Genomic DNA, 18360 nt, shown 5'->3' with positions numbered 1-18360 from the left:
GCGATCAGTCGGCCCAGGCGGCGTCTTCCAGGTGCAATTCCGCTGCCGGGCGGGCGCCCCAATCGTCGATCTTTGCGCGGCCCGCCAGCCACAGGCGGCGGCCTCCGGGCGCGGACAGGATCGCCTGTCCCATGTCCGATTCGGCGGCGCGGAAGGCGATCGCCTTGATGCGGGTTCCGTCGTCGCCGGCCGCGATCAAGCGCAGGTGATCAGTGCCCACGATGTCGGCCTTGACCAGGCGGACGGGCCCGATGGCCACCTTGGGTCCCGGCCAGCCCATGCCATAGGGTCCGGCCGCTTCCATGGTCTCGATCAGTTCGGGGGTGAGGCCGCCGGGTGCCAACGAGAGATCGAGCGCGAGCTTGCGCCCCGCCATCGCCGCCTCGACCTGACGCGACAGCGTGGCATCGAGCCAGTCGCGGAAAGCCTCGAGCCGGTCCTCCGCAATCGTGAGCCCGGCCGCCATCGCATGACCGCCACCCGCGACGAGCAGGTCGTTCTCGCGCGCGGCGATGATGGCGGCGCCCAGATCCACGCCCGCGATGGACCTGCCCGAGCCCTTGCCCTGTCCGGCATCGTCGGCGTCGAGCGCGATGACGATCGTCGGCTTGCCGGTCTTTTCCTTAAGCCGCCCGGCAACGATGCCGATCACCCCGGGATGCCAGCCCTTGCCGGCGACCACCGGAACGGCGCGGTTGTGCTGTGCGGCCAGCTGGTCCTCGGCGGCTTCCTGCACCGCCGCCTCGATCGCGCGGCGGTCCTCGTTCAGCTCCGACAGCTGGCGGGCGATCTGCGCCGCCTCTTCCGGGTCGCGCGTAGTCAGCAGGCGCACGCCCAGCGTCGCTTCGCCCACGCGGCCACCGGCGTTGATGCGCGGGCCGAGCGCGAAGCCGAGGTCGCTGCATTGCGGCGCGCGCTTCAGGCGGCTCGCATCGATCAGCGCCGCCATGCCGATATTGTCGCGGCGCGCCATGACCTTCAGGCCCTGCGCCACGAATGCCCGGTTGAGCCCGCGCAGCGCCGCTACATCGGCCACCGTGCCCAGCGCCACGAGGTCGAGCAGGCCGCGCAGGTCAGGCTCCTTGCGATCGGAAAAGAAACCGCGTTCGCGCAAGGTGCGGACCGTGGCAATGGCGAGCAGGAAGGCGACGCCCACGGCGGCGAGGTGTCCGTGCGAGGCGCCGATATCGCTCTCGTCGAGCCGGTTCGGGTTCACGAGCGCCACCGTGCGCGGCAATTCGGGCGAGCATTTGTGGTGGTCCACCACGATGACGTCGAGCCCGGCATCGTGCGCCTGCCCCAGTGCGTCATGCGCCATCGCCCCGCAATCGACCGTGACGACCAGGCTCGATCCGCTTTCGCCCAGCTTTACCAGCGCCTCCCCGCTGGGGCCGTAGCCTTCCAGCAGGCGGTCGGGGATGTAGTGGTCGGCCTCGGTCCCGAGCATGCGGAGGAGGTGGATCAGCAGCGCCGCGCTGGTGGCGCCGTCGACGTCGTAATCGCCGTAGACGGTGACCTGCTCGCCCGTCAGCACCGCCTGGGCAAGCCGCTCCGCCGCCGTGTCCATGTCGCGGAATTCCGACGGGTCGGGCAGGAAGGCGCGCAGGGTCGGCTGCCGTTCCTTCTCGATATCACCCGGCTCCACCCCGCGGGCGAGGAGGAGCTGCGTGACGATATCCTCTTCCGCGCCGCCTGCCATGCCAAAGGCGTTGTTGCCGCCGCGCCAGATCCAGCTCTGGCCGGACAGCGAACGGGAAACGCCAAGTACGTGCGAGGAGGTCAGCGGGTCGGGCATGGCGCGCAGTCTAGCCGCGGTACGCGCGTTGCGGAAGCGTGCGGGATTGACAATCGACAGCCATGGGCGACTGTCCCTGCATGTCGGATACTCCGCACCTTCTCGTTGCCTGGCACAGCCGCACCGGCGCCGCCCGCGCTCTTGCCCAGGCCGCGTCGGACGGGGCGGGTGACGGTGCCCGCCTGCTGTCGGCGGACACGGTCGAACCGGGCGATCTGCTGGATGCCGGCGGCTATTTGTTCGTGTGCCCCGAAAACCTTGCCACCATGAGCGGCCTGATGAAGGAAATGTTCGATCGTTGCTATTACCCGGTGCTCGGCCGGATCGAGGGCCGCGCTTATGCCACGATCATCGCTGCCGGATCGGACGGGGCGGGCGCGCAGGCGCAGATCGACCGAATCGCGAGGGGCTGGCGGCTGCGCCGCGTTGCCGAACCCGTCATCGTGAATTTCGCCGCCCAGACCCCGGAGGAAATACTCGCTGCCAAGACAGTGCCCGAAACGGCGCTGGCGCAGGCGCGTGACCTTGGCGAGGCGCTGGCCGAGGGACTGGCCATGGGCGCGTTTTGAATAGAATGCTCCGTAATGGAGGCTTTAATCCTGTAAACTCTGGACCGATTTGGCAGTTCTGGCCATCAAGATAGCGACTACGACGGGAACGACGCTATCTCTTCTGCGACACACAATTTGGCTGCGAGCGATGTCGGCCTGGCGTTTCTTTTCGCGCCGGGGAATCGGCCCTGTCTCGCGCAAGTGAAGCGGATGGCCGCGGGCGGTGCGTTCCAGGTTTCGCACGAGGGTGGCGGCGACAATGCCGTTGCCGGGCAGGGGCAGCCGGTCTGGGCAGAGCTCTTGACAGACGGGCTGACCTACGACCTCGTCGGGCTCGCACCTGGATCCGGCGTCGGCACGATGGACGGCGCCCAGCGGTTCGGCCTGCGCGAGGAACAGGGCCTGCTCGATTGCGAGGCGATCGAACTGCGCCCGGGGCCGCATATCGTCGACGGGATCGGCTTGCCGCCGGTTTATCGTTCGCTGATGGCAGTCGGACTGGCGTTGGCCGAGCTGGACGGTGTCGTCGCCGTGGGCTGGGGCGGGGCAAATACGCTCATGGCGCCGGCCTGGTTCACCCGTGTCCTGGGCGAATGGCTGGCGGGCGGCGTGTTCCCGGCGCTTGGCCTCACCGCCATGGTGGGCGAGGTCGACGGCGGGTTGCAAACGCGCGGGCTGGCGATGCTGGCGGGCCACGAATTGCGGGTCGAGCCCTCTGTGGCAGAGGACGCGAAAGCACGGGCCCAGGTCGCGGTCCGCCTAGTGGACGAGCTGGTCCGGCAAGGGGTGTTCGTGCCGGAAGACGGGCGCCGGAAAATCGGCGAGCACGCCCTCGACCTGTGCCTGTCGCGCAATGGCCGCTTCATTCGCGCATTCCCGGCCAGCACCGAAACGGAATGACGGGGAGCGCGTGAATCGGCGCGGGGGCGGCCCGTGATACACATGGCCGTTCGGTCCTGCCTTTCCGCAAGGTCAACGTCGCCGGGACACCCGCCTATCGCCCGTACCTGCAACGCCACCATATCCTGCCCGTCCAGCTGCGCTGGACGCGCGCCTTCCGCGGCCTGTTCGAGGCGGTGGAGCCTTGTGGCCCGCGCTTTGAGGATTTCCGCGCCAACGGTATGCTGCTGCCATGCCGGGAAAGCGCGGTGCCGCGCCTGCAATTGCCGCACCATCGCGGCCCGCATCGCCTCTATTCGGAAATGGTAGCGGAGCGGCTCGGCCGGATCGAGGCCGCGTGGCAGGCAGTACGTTTGCAGGACGAAGAGACTGCGCTCGACACGGCACGCATGCGGATCCGGCTGCTGCAGCGGGCCTCGCGCAAGCGTCTGCTGGCGGGCGGCGGGGCGGTGCAGCTGAACCGCCGCGATCCGCTGCGGCTGATGGGCGATTTCACGACGCTCGACGCGATGGTCGAGGAGCTGTGGGCCGCGATCTAGGTGGAAAAGCGCGCGGCCGCCTCTGCCAGGGCAGCGCGCGCTTCATGGTATTCGCGCTCCAGCTGGTCGACCCGGTCCGCGACGCTCTGCACGGCCTTCACTGCGCCGACGCCCTGGCCCGATCCCCAGATGTCCTTCCACGCCTTGGCCTTGCTGTTCCCGCCGGAACCGAAGTTCATCTTGCTGGGATCGCTTTCGGGCAGGTCGTCGGGATTGAGCCCCGCTTGCTCGATCGAGCCGCGCAAGTAGTTGCCGTGCACGCCGGTGAAGAGGTTCGAATAGACGATATCGTCCGCGCCGCTGCCGACGATCATGTCCTTGTAAGGCTGGTCCGCATTGGCTTCGTCGGTCGCAATGAAGGCGGAACCGATATAGCCGAAGTCGGCCCCCAGCGCCTGCGCGGCGAGGATCGAGCGGCCATTTGCGATGGAGCCCGACAGCGCCACCGGCCCGTCGAACCATTCGCGGATTTCCTGCATCAGGGCGAAGGGCGACTGGGTGCCGGCATGGCCGCCCGCGCCGGCTGCCACGGGGATCAGGCCGTCGGCGCCCTTTTCGATCGCCTTCCTGGCAAAGCGGTTGTTGATCACGTCGTGCATGGTGATGCCGCCCCAACCGCGCACGGCCTCGAAAATCTCTTCGCGCGCGCCAAGCGAGGTGATGACCATCGGCACCTGCCACTTGGCACACACCTGCATGTCTTCCTCGAGCCGACCATTGGTGCGGTGGACTATCTGGTTGACCGCGAAAGGCGCGGCGGGCCGGTCCGGGTTGTCGCGATTGTGCGCGGCCAGTTCCTCGGTGATTCGGGCCAGCCATTCGTCGAGCACGCCGGAGGGGCGGGCATTGAGCGCCGGGAAGCTGCCGACGATGCCTGCCTTGCACTGCGCAATGACCAGCTCCGGCCCCGAAATGATGAACAGCGGGGAGCCGATGACCGGCAGGCGGAGATTGTCGAACAGGGCGGGCAGGGTCATCGGCGGATCCTTTGTTAAGCGATCGGTTAAGCCGCCCTATGCAAAGCCGCAGCGCTGCTGTCGAGAAATTTAGCGGCGGACGGGGGGATTTCGGCGCTGCAGGAATAGCGGGCCCAAGAGCAGTCCGACGAGGAAGCCGCCGAGATGCGCTTCCCACGCTATCGGCATGACAAGACCGGCCAGGCTTAGGATGCCGATCAGGAACAGGTTGCGCAGCAGCAACTCGCCGGTCAGCGGGCGGATGCCGTTCGCGTCCACCTGCGGCATGGGTTGCCCGGGGCGCATGAAGGGCAGCCGCGCCATCAGCCCGACGAAGCCGAATACCGCGCCCGACGCGCCGACGGCGGGGATGATGGATGCCGGGTTCAACGCGACATAGAGGAAGGCACCGCCAAGGCCGCAGGCGAGGAAAAAGAGCATGAAGCGAGCCCACGCCATCGCCCCTCGTCCCATCCGCACGAATATCGGTCCGCCCAGGAAGAAGAGGACCAGCGCGTTGAAGGCGAGGTGAATGAGGCCGGCATGGGCGAACATATGCGTCACCAGCGTCCACCAGCGGCCCTGTTCCAGCGCGAGCGGCGACACGCCGAGATCGATGGGATCCGCCACGCCGAAATAGGCGGCGATCATCAGCAGGGCCAGGAGGCCGGCGGGCCGGAAAGCCGTTTGCGGCACACCGGGCAAGGGTTCGCGGTCGATTGTATCCATGTCTGTTCGAGATGGCGCTGCCGATGTGCGCGTTCAAGCGGCGGCGGGCAGGATGCGCTCGATGCCGTAGATTCGCGCCGCCGTGCCCGCGAAGAGCGCGCGCTTCTCGCTATCGCTTGCGCCCGCGGCAAGGCGCTTGAAGGCGTTCCACAGCACCGGATAACTCGCGCCCCAGCGATCGACCGGGTAATTCGATTCGAACATCGCACGATCCGGCCCGAAGGCTTCGATGCAATGGTCGATGTAAGGCTTCCACAAGGCGGCCAGCTCCTCAGAGCCGAGGCCTGCGACAGGTCCGCGGTCGGGCAGCTGGCAGAACGCCATCGCGAGACCGCCCAGCTTGACGGTCACGTTCTCGCACGCGGCGAGTTCGCTTATGCGTTGTTTCCAGCGCGGGTAGTGATGCGGGTCGATGATCGGCAGGTCGGGGTCGAGGATCGATTCGGTCATCGGGTCATTCCTCTTTCAGCCACGGCATGAGGCCGCGAACGCGCGCGCCGGCGGCTTCGATCGGGTGGTCGGCCTGCCGGGCCCGGTCGGCCTGGAGCGCCGGATTGCCCGCCCTGGCATCGGCAATGAAGTCTTCGGTAAAGCGTCCGTCGCGCACTTCGGCCAGCACGCGTGCCATCTCCGCTTTCGTATCGGGCGTGACGAGGCGCTTGCCCACCGCATTGCCGCCGAATTCCGCCGTGTTCGAAATCGCGAGGTTCATCGCCGCGATGCCGCCTTTCTGCAGTAGGTCGGTGATCAGCTTCGTTTCGTGCAGGCACACGATATAGGCGAGCTCGGGCGGGTAGCCGGCTTCGACCAGCGTTTCGAACGCGGCGACGATCAACGCCGGCATCCCGCCGCAAAGCACGGCCTGTTCGCCGAACAGGTCGGTTTCCGTTTCGTCCTTGAAAGTGGTCTCCAGGATCGCCGCGCGCCCGGCGCCGATCCCGCCGGCATAGGCGAGCGCGAGGCCCTTGGCCGATCCGCTGGCATCCTGCGCCACGGCGAGGAGGGCAGGCAAGCCGCGTCTGGCAACATATTCCGCGCGCAACCCTTTGCCGGGACCGAGTGGCGCGGCCATGATAACATCGATGTCCGCGCGCGGCTCGATCAGGCCGTAATGGACCGCAAAGCCGTGCGCGAAGCCCAGTGCCGCGCCCGGCTTCATCGCATCGCGAATATGGTCGGCGTAGATTGCCGGTTGCGCCTCGTCCGGGGCAAGCAGCATGACGATATCGGATGTTGCCGCCTCGGCTACCGGCAGGACGGTAAAGCCCGCCTGCCGTGCCGCATCGCCGCTCGGCGAATTGTCTCGGGCGCCGATCACGACCTCGCAATGGCCGCTATCGCGCAGGTTCAGCGCGTGGGCGTGTCCCTGGTTGCCGTATCCGACGATGGCGACGCGCTTGCCGGCCAGGACCGAGTAATCGACATCGTATTCGCGGTAGATCGTGATCGGCATGCTCTCTCCTCCGGGGCCGCGCTATCAGAGCGCCATGGCGGCGACAAACGCTTCCGGATCGGGCGCTGCTTCGGCGCGCGGCCAGTCAGCGGGGGGCTGGCGACGGAACCAGGTGTACTGGCGCTTGGCATAATTGCGCGTCGCCTGCGCGGCGCGGGCGATGCATTCCTCGCGCGAAATCTCGCCGCGCAGCAGGGCCGCGATTTCGGGAACGCCGATGGCGCGCATGACGGGCAGGTCGGGCGAGAGGCTGCGCGCGAGCAGCGCCTCGACTTCGCTGATTGCGCCTTGGTCCAGCATGAATGCAAAACGCGCATTGCACCGTTCGTACAATATGTCGCGGGGAGGCAGCAGCACGAAGGGGCAGAGTGCTACTTCCGCGCCGATCCCGCCTTCCTTGCTTGCCTGCCACTCCGCGAGCGTGCGCCCGGTGGAGCGGATGACTTCGAGGGCGCGGGCAATGCGCTGGCTATCGCCAGGCGCGAGCCTAGCGGCGCCCTTCGGATCCTCGCGCTGGAGGGCGGCGTAGGCATCGGGGGTGGGCATGTCCCGAACCGCGTTGCGCACGGCGGGATCGATCGGGGGAATGGGCGCAATGCCTTCGAGCAGCGTCTTCAGGTAAAGCCCCGTCCCGCCACACAGGATCGGCACCCTGCCGCTCGCATGCGCCTCGCCGACGACGTGTCTGGCCGCTTGCGCCCAGTCGGCGGCGGTGCACGCCTGTGCGCCATCCCATGCGCCGAACAGGCGATGTTCAATGCCGCCCATCTCGGCATCGTCCGGCCGCGCACTCAGCACCTGCAAGTCGGCATAGACCTGCGCGCTGTCGGCGTTGACGATGACCGCGCTGCCACCCCGCGCCTTTATCGCCTGCGCCGCGGCAACCGCGAACGCGCTCTTGCCGCTCGCCGTCGGCCCTGCAATGAGCGCGAGCGGCGGCTTGTCCCGCCGGTTTTCCGGAGTGCCTGCAATGCCCATCGCCCGCCTGATAGCAGACATGGACGGCCTGTCAGCACGCCTCGACGCGGCGCTGGCCGAATTGGAAGCCAGCGGCATCAAGGTGGCCCGGGCGGGCTTGCTGGACGCGAACGGCGAGGTCGTGCAGATCGCCGCGACCGGCGGCGATGCGGCGCAGATGCGCAGCGTGATCGATAAAAGCTTCGGCAGCGCCGATGTCCTCGTCGCGGACGAACCGATTGCCGCGCCGCAGCTGTTCGTATCCGACATGGACTCCACGATGATCGGGCAGGAATGCATCGACGAGCTCGCCGATTTCGCCGGGGTGAAGGACCGGGTTGCGGCGATCACCGAACGGGCGATGGCGGGCGAACTCGACTTCGCCGGCGCCCTGCGCGAACGGGTCGCGCTGCTGGAAGGGCTCGACGAAAGCGCCATCGCGCAATGCCTGGAAGAGCGTATCCGACCGATGGGCGGGGCACGGACGCTGCTCGCCGGGCTGAAGGCACGGGGCTGTCGCTGCGTGCTGGTAACGGGCGGCTTCCACCATTTCGCCGATCCGGTCGCCGAGATGCTCGGCTTCGACCGCGTGGTCGCCAACCGGCTCGGCGTTGCAGGCGGCAAGCTGACCGGCGAGGTCGTCGGCCCGATCTGCGACAGCGCGACCAAGCGGGACACGCTGGAAGAAGAGGCCGCAGCCATCGGCGACGCTGCAATCACGCTCGCCATGGGTGACGGGGCGAACGACATCCCCATGCTGGAAGCCGCGACCTACGGGATCGCGTACCATGCCAAGGCCAAGGCGCGCGCTGCCGCGGATGGCTGGATCGAGCGCGGAGACCTCACCAACGCGCTGGCCTTGCTCGGCCTGTCGCAGCACGATGGTGCCAATGCGTGATTTCGGGAACGCTACGGCTCACCCGAAATTAGAATCCGCAGGCAAGGCCGGCGCTTTCGTTGACGTAATAGTCTGGGTTTCCCCGTCTTCTTCGATCCCGCCGGTGCGCTGCGCGAAACAGACGATCAACCAAGGCGCGGTTTCAAGGAACGGCTTGGCCGCATCGGTGCCGATGGGATCGAGCGCGCCGAGCCATTCTTCGCTAGCCTTCGGCTTGTACCCGTCCGCGCCGTAGAACTTGCGCTCCTCGGCTTCGGCTGCCTCGCGGATCGCGCGCTTCGTTTCGGGGGATGAGACGGCGACGAAATGCCACGGCTGGTGGTTGGCGCCGTTGGGCGCGGTGCCGGCGGCGCGAATGCCGTATTCGATGATGTCGCGCGGGACCGGCGCGTCATTGAAGTCGCGACAGGATCACCGGGTCTTCAGTCGTTCGAACATGACGCGGGCGCCCTGTACCCGCTCCCCATCGGCAAGCTGCGGCATCGGGGGATAGGGCAGGTGCTTGTCGCTCATCGTCTCGTCACCTCGCTCAAAACCGCTGCATCAGGCAATCCCCGCCATCGACGGCAAGATGCCACAGGCAGCCCGCCGCAATCGCGCGGACCCACCATCGCGGCACGGCCAGCAGCGCGCAATAGGCGAGCGCCGCCCAGATGGTGTGGAGCGGATGGAAGCCGATACTGCACCGGCCCGGATCGAACACCGGGTCCGCCAGCAGGTGATCGATGTCGATGGCGATGGTCGCCGCCATGATCGCGCCGGCGGCCAGCCATCGGTCGCGAAAGAATACTAGGGCCAGTGCAAAAGGCACGCCGAAATGACCGCCGTAATGCAGCAGGAACCGGACTGCAGCGGGCACCGAGGGATCGACGCCTCAGCCCATCCAGTCGCGGAAGAAGCTTTCGTGCGCCTCGCGCAGATCCGCCAGCGTCACACCGAGGACCCGGTCTCCGCCCACGGTGCCGAGCTTGCGGAAACCGATCTGCGCCGTCTCCACGTTCTCGGTCTCGCGATTGACAGCGGCCATCAGTGCATCGGGATCGGGCACGGAAACGATGTAACGCCCCTGGTCCTCGCCGAACCACCACTGCGCGGCGGTGTATTCGGGGTTGGCTTCGACCTCGGCGCCGAGGCCGCCGGCAAGCGCCATTTCCGCAAGACCGACCGCAAGGCCGCCGTCCGACAGGTCGTGGATCGCATTGACCAGGCCGTCGGCAATCAGCTGGTGGATGATCTTCCCCGCCGCACGCTCGACGATGAGGTCGGTCGGCGGGGTCCGCCCGTCCTCGCTGCCGTGCACCACGCTCAGCCACAGCGACTTGCCGAGGTGGCTGCGGGTGGGGTCGGGCGTCGCCCAGAATTCCGGGCCGACAAGGAACAGCGTGTCGCCTTCGTTCTTGAAACCCATGGTCATCATGTCGGCGTAATCGTCGATGATGCCGACCCCGCCGATGGCCGGGGTGGGGAGGATGGCGCTGCCGCCGCCCGTTGCCTTGCTTTCGTTATAGAGGCTGACGTTGCCGCTCACGATCGGGAAGTCGAGCGTGCGGCAGGCTTCGCCCATGCCTTCGAGGGCGTGGACGAACTGGCTCATGATCTCGGGCCGCTGCGGGTTCGCGAAATTGAGGCAGTTGGTGACCGCCAGCGGGCGCGCGCCGACGGCGCAGAGGTTGCGATAGGCCTCGGCAATGGCCTGCTTGCCGCCTTCGTAGGGGTCGGCGTAGACATAGCGCGGCGTGCAGTCGGTGGTGATCGCCAGCGCCTTCTTCGTGCCGTGCACGCGCACCACGCCCGCATCGCCGCCGGTCTGCAGCGTGTCCGCGCCGACCTGGCTGTCGTACTGCTCGGCGATCCAGCGGCGGCTGGCGAGATTGGGGCTCGCCATCAGCTTCAGCAGGTCCGCGCCCACGTCATCGCATTGCGGCACGCCGTCCAGCGGCTTGACCCCGGCCCAGTCCTTGTACTCGTCCTTGGAGAGATAGGGCCGGTCGTATTCCGGTGCGTCTGCGGCCAGCGGGCCGAGCGGGATGTCGCACACGACTTCGCCGCCGGATTCGAGCACCATGTGTTGCGTATCGGTGACTTCGCCGATGACTGCGAAATCGAGCTCCCACTTCTCGAAGATTGCTGCGGCCATCGCTTCCTTGCCGGGCTTGAGCACCATGAGCATGCGCTCCTGGCTTTCGCTCAGCATCATCTCATACGGCGTCATGCCCTCTTCGCGGCACGGCACCTTGTCCATGTCGAGGCGGATGCCCGCCTTGCCGTTGGTCGCCATTTCCACGGACGACGAGGTGAGGCCCGCCGCGCCCATGTCCTGGATCGCGACGATGGCATCGGTCGCCATCAGTTCGAGGCAGGCTTCGATCAGCAGCTTTTCGGTGAAGGGGTCGCCGACCTGCACGGTCGGGCGCTTGGCCTCCGCATCTTCTTCGAAGTCCGCGCTGGCCATAGTCGCGCCATGGATGCCGTCGCGCCCGGTCTTCGAGCCGACATAGACGATGGGGTTACCCACGCCGGTCGCGGCGGAATAGAAGATCTTGTCCGCATCGGCGACACCCACCGTCATCGCGTTGACGAGGATATTCCCGTCATAGGCGGGGTGGAAATTGGTCTCTCCGCGCACGGTTGGCACGCCCACGCAATTGCCGTAACCGCCGATGCCCGCGACCACACCCTGGACGAGGTGTTTCATCTTCGGGTGGTCGGGCCGCCCGAAGCGCAAGGCGTTCGCATTCGCCACCGGCCGCGCGCCCATCGTGAAGACGTCGCGCAATATCCCGCCGACGCCGGTCGCGGCGCCCTGGTAGGGTTCGATGTAGCTCGGGTGGTTGTGGCTCTCCATCTTGAAGATGGCCGCCAATTTCGTCCCATCAGGCCCGTCACCGATATCGATCACGCCCGCATTCTCGCCCGGCCCGCAAATCACCCACGGTGCCTCCGTCGGCAGCTTCTTCAGGTGCAGTCGCGAGGATTTGTAGGAGCAATGCTCCGACCACATGACCGAGAAAATGCCGAGTTCCACGAGGTTCGGCTCGCGGCCCAGCGCGTTCAGGACGCGCTCGTATTCTTCCGGGCTGAGGCCATGGGCTTCGACGACTTCGGGGGTGATCGTATCGGATGCGTTCGACATGGCCGGCGCTTTAGCGAGAGCGCCTGCGCTTCGCCAGTGGCGGCTTCAATTTGTCCGTAAGGATTTGCCGGTCAAGGGCATGCGTAATTTGCAAGACCGGGGGGGGCGATCCGATGGCAGAATATCACGGCGATCTGATGTATCGCACCGGCAAGGTCTACAAGGGTGTGGATGACACCAACTACATCGTCGCGATCGTCATCGCCGCGTTTCTCGGCGCGACCGGGGCGCACCGGTTCTACATGAACGATCACAAGATCGCCTAATCTCTACTTCATCCCGTTCGCCTGCGCAGGCTTTGCCTCGATGATGAAGCTCGATCCGACGATCATCTTCTGGGAAGTGGTGATCGCCAGTGTCTTCGTGCTGTTCGAAATCGTGTTCTTCGTGTGGAAGTGGCTCCACACGTAGCCGGGTCTAACTGCGTGTTGGCATAGCGCTTGGCGGTTCGAGGTCCTTCATCCGCCAGTATTCGCGCGTGGAGCCAAGCCATGCGGCCAGCAGGACGAGGATGGTGAAGACGATCAGCGCCTGGAAGCAGACTTCCATCGGCCCATTTTCCGGCGTCGGCCCGTACCAGTTCAACAGCTGCACGATCACCAGCACTACCAGCAAGGTGTAGAGCGCGTGGTCGGTCTTCCCGTCGCGCTGGCGGGTCTTGACCGCGTAATAGAAGAACGCGCCCAGCGTCATCAGCAGCTCCAGCGGCACGATCGCCCACGGCACGTTCCACAGGCCCAGCCCCAGCTTCGGCGCCTCTCCCACCAGGGTCAGATCGGGCCGGTGGACCAACAGGTCGAGGAACCAGTGCGACAGCACCACGCCGGCGCCGAGGATCGCGAAGCGCATGTCACGCAGGAACAGGGCCGTCAGCAGGGCGAACAACCCGGCCCATCCCAGCGTGCCCGCAAGACTGTGGGTGAAAGGCATGAGATAGAGGTCGAGCGGGTTCATCGCGGTGATGCCCGGCACGATGCGGAATTGCTCGACCCCCAGCAGCACCAGGATGAAAAAGGCGAAATCGACGAGCTGCGCAGCGATGAACATACCGCCCAGCACCCGCGCCTGCCCGGTTTTCTCGACATGGGCCGCCGCAACCAGCGCGGGGGCGAAGTGGCCGATGAACACGTCTGTTACCTCTTGGCTGTGCACCACGCGGCCCATCGCCGCAGGCACCGCTTGACCGCGCGCGCCGCCAAGGTCAATGCTCGGCCCCATGGCAGAGGGTACTCCCGACATTTCGGAAATGAGCTTCGAGGACGCGCTGCGCGCGCTCGAAAACGTGGTGCGCCAGCTTGAAGGCGGCGAAGTGCCGCTGGAACAATCGATCGACCTGTACGAGCGCGGCGAGAAGCTGCGCGAACATTGCCAGAAGCGTCTGGATGCGGCGCAGGCACGGATCGAGAAGATCGTTGCCGGGCCGGACGGTAAGGCTTCGGCCACCATTCCGTTCGACAAGCAGGGCTGATCCGGTGGGCCTGAAACTCGCCGAGGGGCTGCTGGCGCAGGAACTCGCGCGCGTTCAGGGCGAGGTGGACGCGCAGTTCGATGCGCTGCTTCCGGTGCCGGGCGACCGGCGTGCCCGGCTGGTCGAGGCGATGCGCTATGCCGTGATCGGCGGCGGCAAGCGGCTGCGGCCCCTGCTGACGGTCGCTACGGCGGACCTGTTCGGCGTGGACCGCGAAACCTCCGTACGCGCAGGCTGTGCGGTGGAGGCGGTCCATTCCTATTCACTGATCCATGACGATCTTCCGTGCATGGACGACGATGCGATGCGCCACGGGCGCGAGACCATCCATCTCGCCTTCGACGAGGCGACGGCCGTGCTGGCCGGCGATTCGCTCCATGCCCTTGCCTTCGAAATCCTGATCGACCCGGCGTTGAGCGGCGATCCCTTCACGCGGTGCGAGCTCGTCGAATGCCTTGCGAGGGCGAGCGGCCACGCGGGGATGGCAGGTGGCCAGATGATGGACATGATCGCCGAAGAGGAGGGGGGCGAGAGCTTCGACCTCCAGGCGATCACGCGGCTGCAGCAGCTGAAGACCGGTGCGCTCCTCGGTGCGGCGGTCGAAATGGGCGCGATCCTCGGCAAGCTGGCGCGCGAGGGCCGCGCGCACCTCCACGCCTATTCGCGCGACATCGGCCTCGCATTCCAGATCGCCGACGACCTGCTCGACGTGGAAGGGGACGAGGCGAAGGCGGGCAAGGCGCTGCGCAAGGATGCGGACGCGGGGAAGGCCACTTTCGTGTCGCTGATGAGTGCCGACGGCGCCCGCGCGCAGGCCCGCGCCCTGGTGGACCAGGCGATCGGTCACCTCGCATCCTATGGCGAGGAAGCCGAATTGCTGCGCGAAATCGCGCGCTTCATCGTGGAAAGGGACCGGTAATGGCCGACAGCAACCAGAAAGAACGCGTCGGTATCTATCCCGGTACCTTCGATCCGATCACGCTAGGCCATGCGGACATCATCCGGCGCGGCAGCAAGCTGGTCGACCGGCTGGTCATCGGCGTCACGACCAACCCCAGCAAGAACCCGATGTTCGATACCGACGAGCGGCTGGCCATGGTCAAGCGCGAGGTGGCGGCGATGGGGCTTTCCAACGTTGAAGTCGTCGGCTTCAACGCGCTGCTGGTCAAATTCGCCAACAAGACCGGCGCCAGCGTAATCCTCCGCGGCCTGCGCGCGGTCGCGGATTTCGAATACGAATACCAGATGGCCGGTATGAACCAGCAGCTCGACGACGATATCGAGACCGTGTTCCTGATGGCCGATGTCTCGCTGCAGCCGATCGCGTCCAAGCTGGTCAAGGAAATCGCCATGTTCGGCGGCGATATCGGGCCCTTCGTATCGCCTGCGGTCAAGCATCAGGTCGATGCGCGGGTGGCGGAAACCGGCCAGCGCGGCGATTACTGAGGCGTTCATTGCGCGGACAGCGCGCTGTCGGTAAGTGCCGCACCATATCCATTCCTCGCAGATAGACGGAAACGATGATCAAGACGCTTTTCACTTCGCTGGCAGCCCTGGCCGCCCTGGCAACGCCCGTCGCCGCGAGCGCGCAGGACGCCGCGCCTGCAACGCAGCGCGCCATGCCGATCCGCGCGAATTACGATCTGACGCAGGATCTGGACAATATCCTCTATCTCGACCTTTCGACCGGCGAGCGGGTGGCCATCCGCCTCGTGCCCGAATGGGCGCCGAACCATGTCGAGCGGATCAAGACGCTTACCCGGCAGGGTTTCTACGACGGGGTGATCTTCCACCGCGTGATCGACAATTTCATGGCCCAGACCGGCGACCCGACCGGCACCGGAACCGGCTCTTCCTCGCTTCCCGACCTGCAGGCCGAATTCAATCGCCTGCCGCACGTGCGCGGCACCGTGTCGATGGCGCGCGCCAGCGCGGAAGACAGCGCCAACAGCCAGTTCTTCATCGTGTTTTACCCGCGCTTCTCGCTCGACCAGAACTACACGAATTTCGGGCGGGTGATTTCGAACATGGACGCGGTCGATGCGATCGAGCGCGGTCAGCCGCCGGCGAACCCGACCCGCATCCTGCAGGCTTCCATCGCATCGGACAACAAGCCGCAGGCGATGCCGCAGCCGGTCGTACTGCCGCAGCAGGCACCGGAACTGACCGGGCCGGAAGCGGACATGGCCGAGGTGCCTCTCTCCGAGTGACGCGACGCGGCGCAAGCGCTAAGGCGCGCGCCATGAACGTCCATCGATACGCCATGGTTTACCGGGATCGACGCCATGCGCGTTGACCTGTTCGATTTCGAGCTGCCGCCGGAGCGGATAGCGCTGCGCCCGGTGCACCCGCGCGATGCGGCGCGCATGCTTTATGTGCCGGGCGAGGGCGCGTTCGAGGATCGCGGCGTGCGCGACTTGCCCACGTTGCTGCGTGCCGGCGACGTGCTCGTCTTCAACGATACCCGCGTCATCCCCGCCCAGCTGGAAGGGCGGCGCGGCGAAGCGCGCATCGGCGCCACGTTGCACAAGCGGATCGACCTCAGGCGCTGGCAGGCCTTCGTCCGCAACGCCAAGCGCCTGCGCCCGGGCGACGTGGTCGAATTCGGCAGCGATGTCGCCGCGACCGCGGAGGCCCGGCACGACGATGGCAGCTTCACGTTCGCCTTCCATGGGGAGGAGCCGGTCGAGATCCTGCTCGAACGCGCGGGCACTATGCCCCTGCCGCCCTATATCGCAGGCAAGCGCGGCACCGATGAAGCCGATCGCGAGGATTACCAGACGATCTTCGCCGCAGAGGATGGCGCCGTTGCCGCGCCAACCGCCGCGCTCCATTTCACCGACCGGCTGCTGGCCGAAATCGACGCGGCGGGCATCCGCCGCGAAACCGTCACCCTCCATGTCGGTGCGGGCACGTTCCTGCCGGTGAAGGCCGACGATACGGACGCGCACCGGATGCACAGCGAATGGGGCCGGATCGAACCCGACGTGGCGGACCGGCTGAACGCGGCGCGCGCTGCCGGTGGGCGGCTGATCGCGGTCGGCACGACTTCGCTGCGCCTTATCGAAAGCGCGGCGGGAGAGGATGGGACGATCCGGCCGTTCGCCGCGGACACGGATATCTTCATCACGCCCGGCTACCGCTTCCGCGCGGTAGACGGGCTGATGACCAATTTTCACCTGCCGAAATCCACGCTGATGATGCTGGTAAGCGCGCTGGTGGGGCGGGAGCGGATGATGGCGGCCTATGCCCATGCCATCGCGCAGGAATATCGCTTCTACAGCTATGGTGACTCCTCGCTGCTGCTGCCCTAGAGGCGCGGTGCAAACCGATGACGAGCCGCTTTTCCTTCACCATCGACGCGACCGACGGGGTCGCGCGCACGGGCCGCATATCCATGCTGCGCGGCGATATCCGCACGCCTGCCTTCATGCCGGTCGGCACGGCCGCCACGGTCAAGGCGATGAAGCCGGAAACGGTGCGGCAGACGGGTGCCGACATCATCCTGGGCAACACCTATCACCTGATGCTGCGCCCGGGCGCGGAGCGGGTCGCTCGTCTCGGCGGCTTGCACGATTTCATGAACTGGCACCGCCCGATCCTGACCGACAGCGGCGGTTACCAGGTGATGAGCCTGTCGGACCTGCGCAAGCTGACCGAAGAAGGGGTCGAATTCCGCAGCCACATCGACGGCAGCAAGCACATGTTGACGCCGGAACGCAGCATGGAAATACAGCGCCTGCTCGGCAGCGATATCGTGATGGCCTTCGACGAATGCCCGCGCGCCGACCAACCGCGCGACGTGATCGCCCGTTCGATGGAACTGTCGATGCGCTGGGCAAAGCGCAGCCGCGACGGGTTCGACAGCGGCGAAGAGCACGCGGAGCGCGCCGCGCTGTTCGGCATCCAACAGGGCGCGCTGGACGAGGACTTGCGCCGCCAGTCCGCCCAGGCGCTGACCGAGATCGGCTTCGACGGCTACGCCATCGGCGGCCTTGCCGTGGGCGAGGGGCAGGAAGCCATGTTCGCCACGCTGGACTTCGCGCCCGGGCAGCTGCCGGCCGACCGCCCGCGCTACCTGATGGGCGTCGGCAAGCCCGACGACCTCGTCGGCGCGGTCGAGCGCGGGGTCGACATGTTCGATTGTGTGCTGCCGAGCCGCTCGGGCCGCAACGGCCAGGCGTTTACGTGGAACGGCGCGATCAACCTGCGCAACGCGCGACACGCAGAGGACAGCGACCCGCTAGACCCGCGCTGCACCTGTCCGACCTGCGGCATATACAGCCGCGCATATCTCCACCATCTCGTGAAGTCGGGGGAAATCCTCGCCGCGATGCTGGTGACGGAGCACAATATCTCCTTCTACCAGCAGCTGATGCAAGCGATGCGCGATGCGATTGCGGATGGGCGCTTTGCCGCCTTCGCCACCGATTTCCGCCGCGATTATTGCCGAGAATAGCAGGGACCCGCCGACCGATGCCGAAAATGCCCGAAGACTGCACCAGCATGGCCGAAGTGCGCGAAGGCGTCGATGCCACGGACCGCGAGCTTGTCGCGCTGCTCGACCGGCGCTTCGGCTACATGCGCGCCGCCGCCCGCATCAAGCCGAGCCGCGAAGTGGTGCGCGACGAAGATCGCAAGGCCGCGGTCATTACTGCGGCACGGGCCGATGCCGAGGCGCGAGGTCTGCCGGCGGAAGAGATTGCCGCAATCTGGGAAACGCTGGTGGAAGCGTCGATCGCTTACGAACTGGTCGAGTGGGACCAGCTGCGCGACTGATCGGGCGGACCTTCGCAGAATTCCAGGATCGTACCGCGATACGGCGTGAAGTTGCCGGCCGCATCCATGAACCCGGCGCCGATCCTTTCGGCATATCGCTGCGCGTCTTCCAGCACCGGATACCACTTGCCACGGCGTTTCGCGGTGATGAAGCGGTAGAAGGTGGTCATAGCATTCGATCAACGCTCGCCACCTGCGCAAC

General features: G+C 66.5%; 22 protein-coding genes and 1 pseudogene. 12 read left to right on the top strand and 11 right to left on the bottom strand.

Translation table 11 applies throughout. The features are described 5' to 3' along the window. Positions 1-4: 4 nt before the first annotated feature. Complete coding sequence (gene recJ / locus QQW98_RS12270) at positions 5-1795, bottom strand: single-stranded-DNA-specific exonuclease RecJ (protein ID WP_290135219.1); 1791 nt, start codon at positions 1793-1795, stop codon at positions 5-7. Positions 1796-1875: 80 nt separating this feature from the next. On the opposite strand from recJ, the gene QQW98_RS12265 reads away from it, so the two are divergent. From QQW98_RS12265 to QQW98_RS12255, 3 genes are all read left to right on the top strand, one after another. Further along, positions 1876-2364 (top strand): flavodoxin family protein, encoded by a 489-nt coding sequence (locus tag QQW98_RS12265; protein WP_290135218.1) that lies wholly within the window; start codon positions 1876-1878, stop codon positions 2362-2364. Between the two features lie 192 nt (positions 2365-2556). Further along, positions 2557-3246 (top strand): hypothetical protein, encoded by a 690-nt coding sequence (locus QQW98_RS12260; protein ID WP_290135217.1) that lies wholly within the window; start codon positions 2557-2559, stop codon positions 3244-3246. A 14-nt stretch (positions 3247-3260) separates the two neighbouring features. Then, entirely contained in the window at positions 3261-3785 is a 525-nt protein-coding gene (locus QQW98_RS12255) for an AHH domain-containing protein (RefSeq protein WP_319023307.1), read from the top strand. Here QQW98_RS12255 and QQW98_RS12250 read toward each other — a convergent pair. The 5 genes and pseudogenes from QQW98_RS12250 to miaA all read right to left on the bottom strand — a co-directional run bounded on the left by QQW98_RS12250 (position 3782) and on the right by miaA (position 7901). Further along, complete coding sequence (locus tag QQW98_RS12250) at positions 3782-4762, bottom strand: NAD(P)H-dependent flavin oxidoreductase (protein ID WP_290135216.1); 981 nt, start codon at positions 4760-4762, stop codon at positions 3782-3784. The two genes, QQW98_RS12255 and QQW98_RS12250, sit on opposite strands and share 4 nt — an antisense overlap. A gap of 69 nt (positions 4763-4831) precedes the next feature. Next, positions 4832-5470, bottom strand: a complete 639-nt coding sequence (locus QQW98_RS12245; RefSeq protein ID WP_290135215.1) for a rhomboid family intramembrane serine protease — start codon at positions 5468-5470, stop codon at positions 4832-4834. Positions 5471-5503: 33 nt separating this feature from the next. Continuing rightward, positions 5504-5926: pseudogene (locus QQW98_RS12240) on the bottom strand (amidohydrolase family protein); the annotation flags it as partial. Then, the gene (gene ilvC, locus QQW98_RS12235; protein WP_290136941.1) at positions 5925-6917 is read right to left on the bottom strand and encodes a ketol-acid reductoisomerase; all 993 of its coding nucleotides are present in this window, start codon (positions 6915-6917) and stop codon (positions 5925-5927) included. The gene ilvC and the pseudogene QQW98_RS12240, both read right to left, overlap by 2 nt. 30 nt (positions 6918-6947) lie before the next feature. Next, positions 6948-7901 (bottom strand): tRNA (adenosine(37)-N6)-dimethylallyltransferase MiaA, encoded by a 954-nt coding sequence (gene miaA / locus QQW98_RS12230; protein ID WP_290135214.1) that lies wholly within the window; start codon positions 7899-7901, stop codon positions 6948-6950. Here miaA and serB point away from each other — a divergent pair. Next, on the top strand, positions 7894-8778 hold the full coding sequence (gene serB, locus QQW98_RS12225; RefSeq protein ID WP_290135213.1) for a phosphoserine phosphatase SerB: 885 nt from the start codon (positions 7894-7896) through the stop codon (positions 8776-8778). The two genes, miaA and serB, sit on opposite strands and share 8 nt — an antisense overlap. An 18-nt stretch (positions 8779-8796) precedes the next feature. Here the strand turns inward: serB and QQW98_RS12220 are convergent, their stop codons facing one another. From QQW98_RS12220 to purL, 3 genes are all read right to left on the bottom strand, one after another. After that, a complete protein-coding gene (locus QQW98_RS12220) occupies positions 8797-9135 on the bottom strand; it encodes a nitroreductase family protein (protein ID WP_290136940.1) in 339 nt (112 codons plus the stop codon). Positions 9136-9307: 172 nt separating this feature from the next. After that, positions 9308-9637, bottom strand: a complete 330-nt coding sequence (locus tag QQW98_RS12215) for a DUF6122 family protein (RefSeq protein WP_290135212.1) — start codon at positions 9635-9637, stop codon at positions 9308-9310. Between the two features lie 15 nt (positions 9638-9652). Next, complete coding sequence (gene purL, locus QQW98_RS12210) at positions 9653-11911, bottom strand: phosphoribosylformylglycinamidine synthase subunit PurL (protein ID WP_290135211.1); 2259 nt, start codon at positions 11909-11911, stop codon at positions 9653-9655. A gap of 113 nt (positions 11912-12024) precedes the next feature. On the opposite strand from purL, the gene QQW98_RS12205 reads away from it, so the two are divergent. Further along, positions 12025-12177 carry an NINE protein gene (locus QQW98_RS12205; protein WP_290135210.1) on the top strand — a complete coding sequence of 51 codons (153 nt, stop codon included), beginning with the start codon at positions 12025-12027 and terminating at the stop codon, positions 12175-12177. Between the two features lie 151 nt (positions 12178-12328). Here the strand turns inward: QQW98_RS12205 and QQW98_RS12200 are convergent, their stop codons facing one another. Further along, complete coding sequence (locus QQW98_RS12200; protein WP_290135209.1) at positions 12329-13129, bottom strand: hypothetical protein; 801 nt, start codon at positions 13127-13129, stop codon at positions 12329-12331. On the opposite strand from QQW98_RS12200, the gene QQW98_RS12195 reads away from it, so the two are divergent. The 7 genes from QQW98_RS12195 (at position 13128) to QQW98_RS12165 (ending at position 18158) form a co-directional block, all read left to right on the top strand. Next, entirely contained in the window at positions 13128-13379 is a 252-nt protein-coding gene (locus tag QQW98_RS12195; RefSeq protein WP_290135208.1) for an exodeoxyribonuclease VII small subunit, read from the top strand. The two genes, QQW98_RS12200 and QQW98_RS12195, sit on opposite strands and share 2 nt — an antisense overlap. Positions 13380-13383: 4 nt before the next feature. Further along, positions 13384-14298: a polyprenyl synthetase family protein gene (locus QQW98_RS12190; protein WP_290135207.1), complete on the top strand. Its 915-nt coding sequence runs from the start codon at positions 13384-13386 to the stop codon at positions 14296-14298. Continuing rightward, positions 14298-14825 carry a pantetheine-phosphate adenylyltransferase gene (coaD, locus tag QQW98_RS12185; RefSeq protein WP_290135206.1) on the top strand — a complete coding sequence of 176 codons (528 nt, stop codon included), beginning with the start codon at positions 14298-14300 and terminating at the stop codon, positions 14823-14825. Before QQW98_RS12190 ends, coaD begins: the two co-directional genes overlap by 1 nt. 74 nt (positions 14826-14899) lie before the next feature. Continuing rightward, positions 14900-15589, top strand: a complete 690-nt coding sequence (locus QQW98_RS12180) for a peptidylprolyl isomerase (RefSeq protein ID WP_290135205.1) — start codon at positions 14900-14902, stop codon at positions 15587-15589. A 75-nt stretch (positions 15590-15664) separates the two neighbouring features. Continuing rightward, complete coding sequence (gene queA, locus QQW98_RS12175; protein ID WP_290135204.1) at positions 15665-16693, top strand: tRNA preQ1(34) S-adenosylmethionine ribosyltransferase-isomerase QueA; 1029 nt, start codon at positions 15665-15667, stop codon at positions 16691-16693. Between the two features lie 17 nt (positions 16694-16710). Beyond that, a complete protein-coding gene (tgt, locus tag QQW98_RS12170) occupies positions 16711-17838 on the top strand; it encodes a tRNA guanosine(34) transglycosylase Tgt (RefSeq protein ID WP_290135203.1) in 1128 nt (375 codons plus the stop codon). 17 nt (positions 17839-17855) lie between these two features. After that, a complete protein-coding gene (locus QQW98_RS12165; protein WP_290135202.1) occupies positions 17856-18158 on the top strand; it encodes a chorismate mutase in 303 nt (100 codons plus the stop codon). On the opposite strand, the gene QQW98_RS12160 is transcribed toward QQW98_RS12165, so the two are convergent. After that, the gene (locus QQW98_RS12160) at positions 18122-18328 is read right to left on the bottom strand and encodes a hypothetical protein (RefSeq protein WP_290135201.1); all 207 of its coding nucleotides are present in this window, start codon (positions 18326-18328) and stop codon (positions 18122-18124) included. The two genes, QQW98_RS12165 and QQW98_RS12160, sit on opposite strands and share 37 nt — an antisense overlap. Between the last annotated feature and the right edge of the window lie 32 nt (positions 18329-18360).

The organism is Alteriqipengyuania flavescens, assembly GCF_030406725.1.
Taxonomy (GTDB): Bacteria; Pseudomonadota; Alphaproteobacteria; order Sphingomonadales; family Sphingomonadaceae; genus Alteriqipengyuania_B; species Alteriqipengyuania_B flavescens.
Note: the sequence above shows the minus strand (reverse complement) of the source record. Positions and strands in the feature narration are given on the sequence as shown.

Coding starts and splice junctions, on each gene's coding strand:
- QQW98_RS12250 (WP_290135216.1), bottom strand. CDS start 4,762: ATGACCCTGCCCGCCCTGTTCGACAATCTCCGCCTGCCGGTCATCGGC.
- QQW98_RS12245 (WP_290135215.1), bottom strand. CDS start 5,470: ATGGATACAATCGACCGCGAACCCTTGCCCGGTGTGCCGCAAACGGCT.
- QQW98_RS12195 (WP_290135208.1), top strand. CDS start 13,128: ATGGCAGAGGGTACTCCCGACATTTCGGAAATGAGCTTCGAGGACGCG.
- QQW98_RS12265 (WP_290135218.1), top strand. CDS start 1,876: ATGTCGGATACTCCGCACCTTCTCGTTGCCTGGCACAGCCGCACCGGC.
- QQW98_RS12200 (WP_290135209.1), bottom strand. CDS start 13,129: ATGGGGCCGAGCATTGACCTTGGCGGCGCGCGCGGTCAAGCGGTGCCT.
- serB (WP_290135213.1), top strand. CDS start 7,894: ATGCCCATCGCCCGCCTGATAGCAGACATGGACGGCCTGTCAGCACGC.
- coaD (WP_290135206.1), top strand. CDS start 14,298: ATGGCCGACAGCAACCAGAAAGAACGCGTCGGTATCTATCCCGGTACC.
- QQW98_RS12205 (WP_290135210.1), top strand. CDS start 12,025: ATGGCAGAATATCACGGCGATCTGATGTATCGCACCGGCAAGGTCTAC.
- QQW98_RS12260 (WP_290135217.1), top strand. CDS start 2,557: ATGGCCGCGGGCGGTGCGTTCCAGGTTTCGCACGAGGGTGGCGGCGAC.
- recJ (WP_290135219.1), bottom strand. CDS start 1,795: ATGCCCGACCCGCTGACCTCCTCGCACGTACTTGGCGTTTCCCGTTCG.
- purL (WP_290135211.1), bottom strand. CDS start 11,911: ATGTCGAACGCATCCGATACGATCACCCCCGAAGTCGTCGAAGCCCAT.
- miaA (WP_290135214.1), bottom strand. CDS start 7,901: ATGGGCATTGCAGGCACTCCGGAAAACCGGCGGGACAAGCCGCCGCTC.
- QQW98_RS12180 (WP_290135205.1), top strand. CDS start 14,900: ATGATCAAGACGCTTTTCACTTCGCTGGCAGCCCTGGCCGCCCTGGCA.
- queA (WP_290135204.1), top strand. CDS start 15,665: ATGCGCGTTGACCTGTTCGATTTCGAGCTGCCGCCGGAGCGGATAGCG.
- tgt (WP_290135203.1), top strand. CDS start 16,711: ATGACGAGCCGCTTTTCCTTCACCATCGACGCGACCGACGGGGTCGCG.
- QQW98_RS12160 (WP_290135201.1), bottom strand. CDS start 18,328: ATGACCACCTTCTACCGCTTCATCACCGCGAAACGCCGTGGCAAGTGG.
- QQW98_RS12165 (WP_290135202.1), top strand. CDS start 17,856: ATGCCGAAAATGCCCGAAGACTGCACCAGCATGGCCGAAGTGCGCGAA.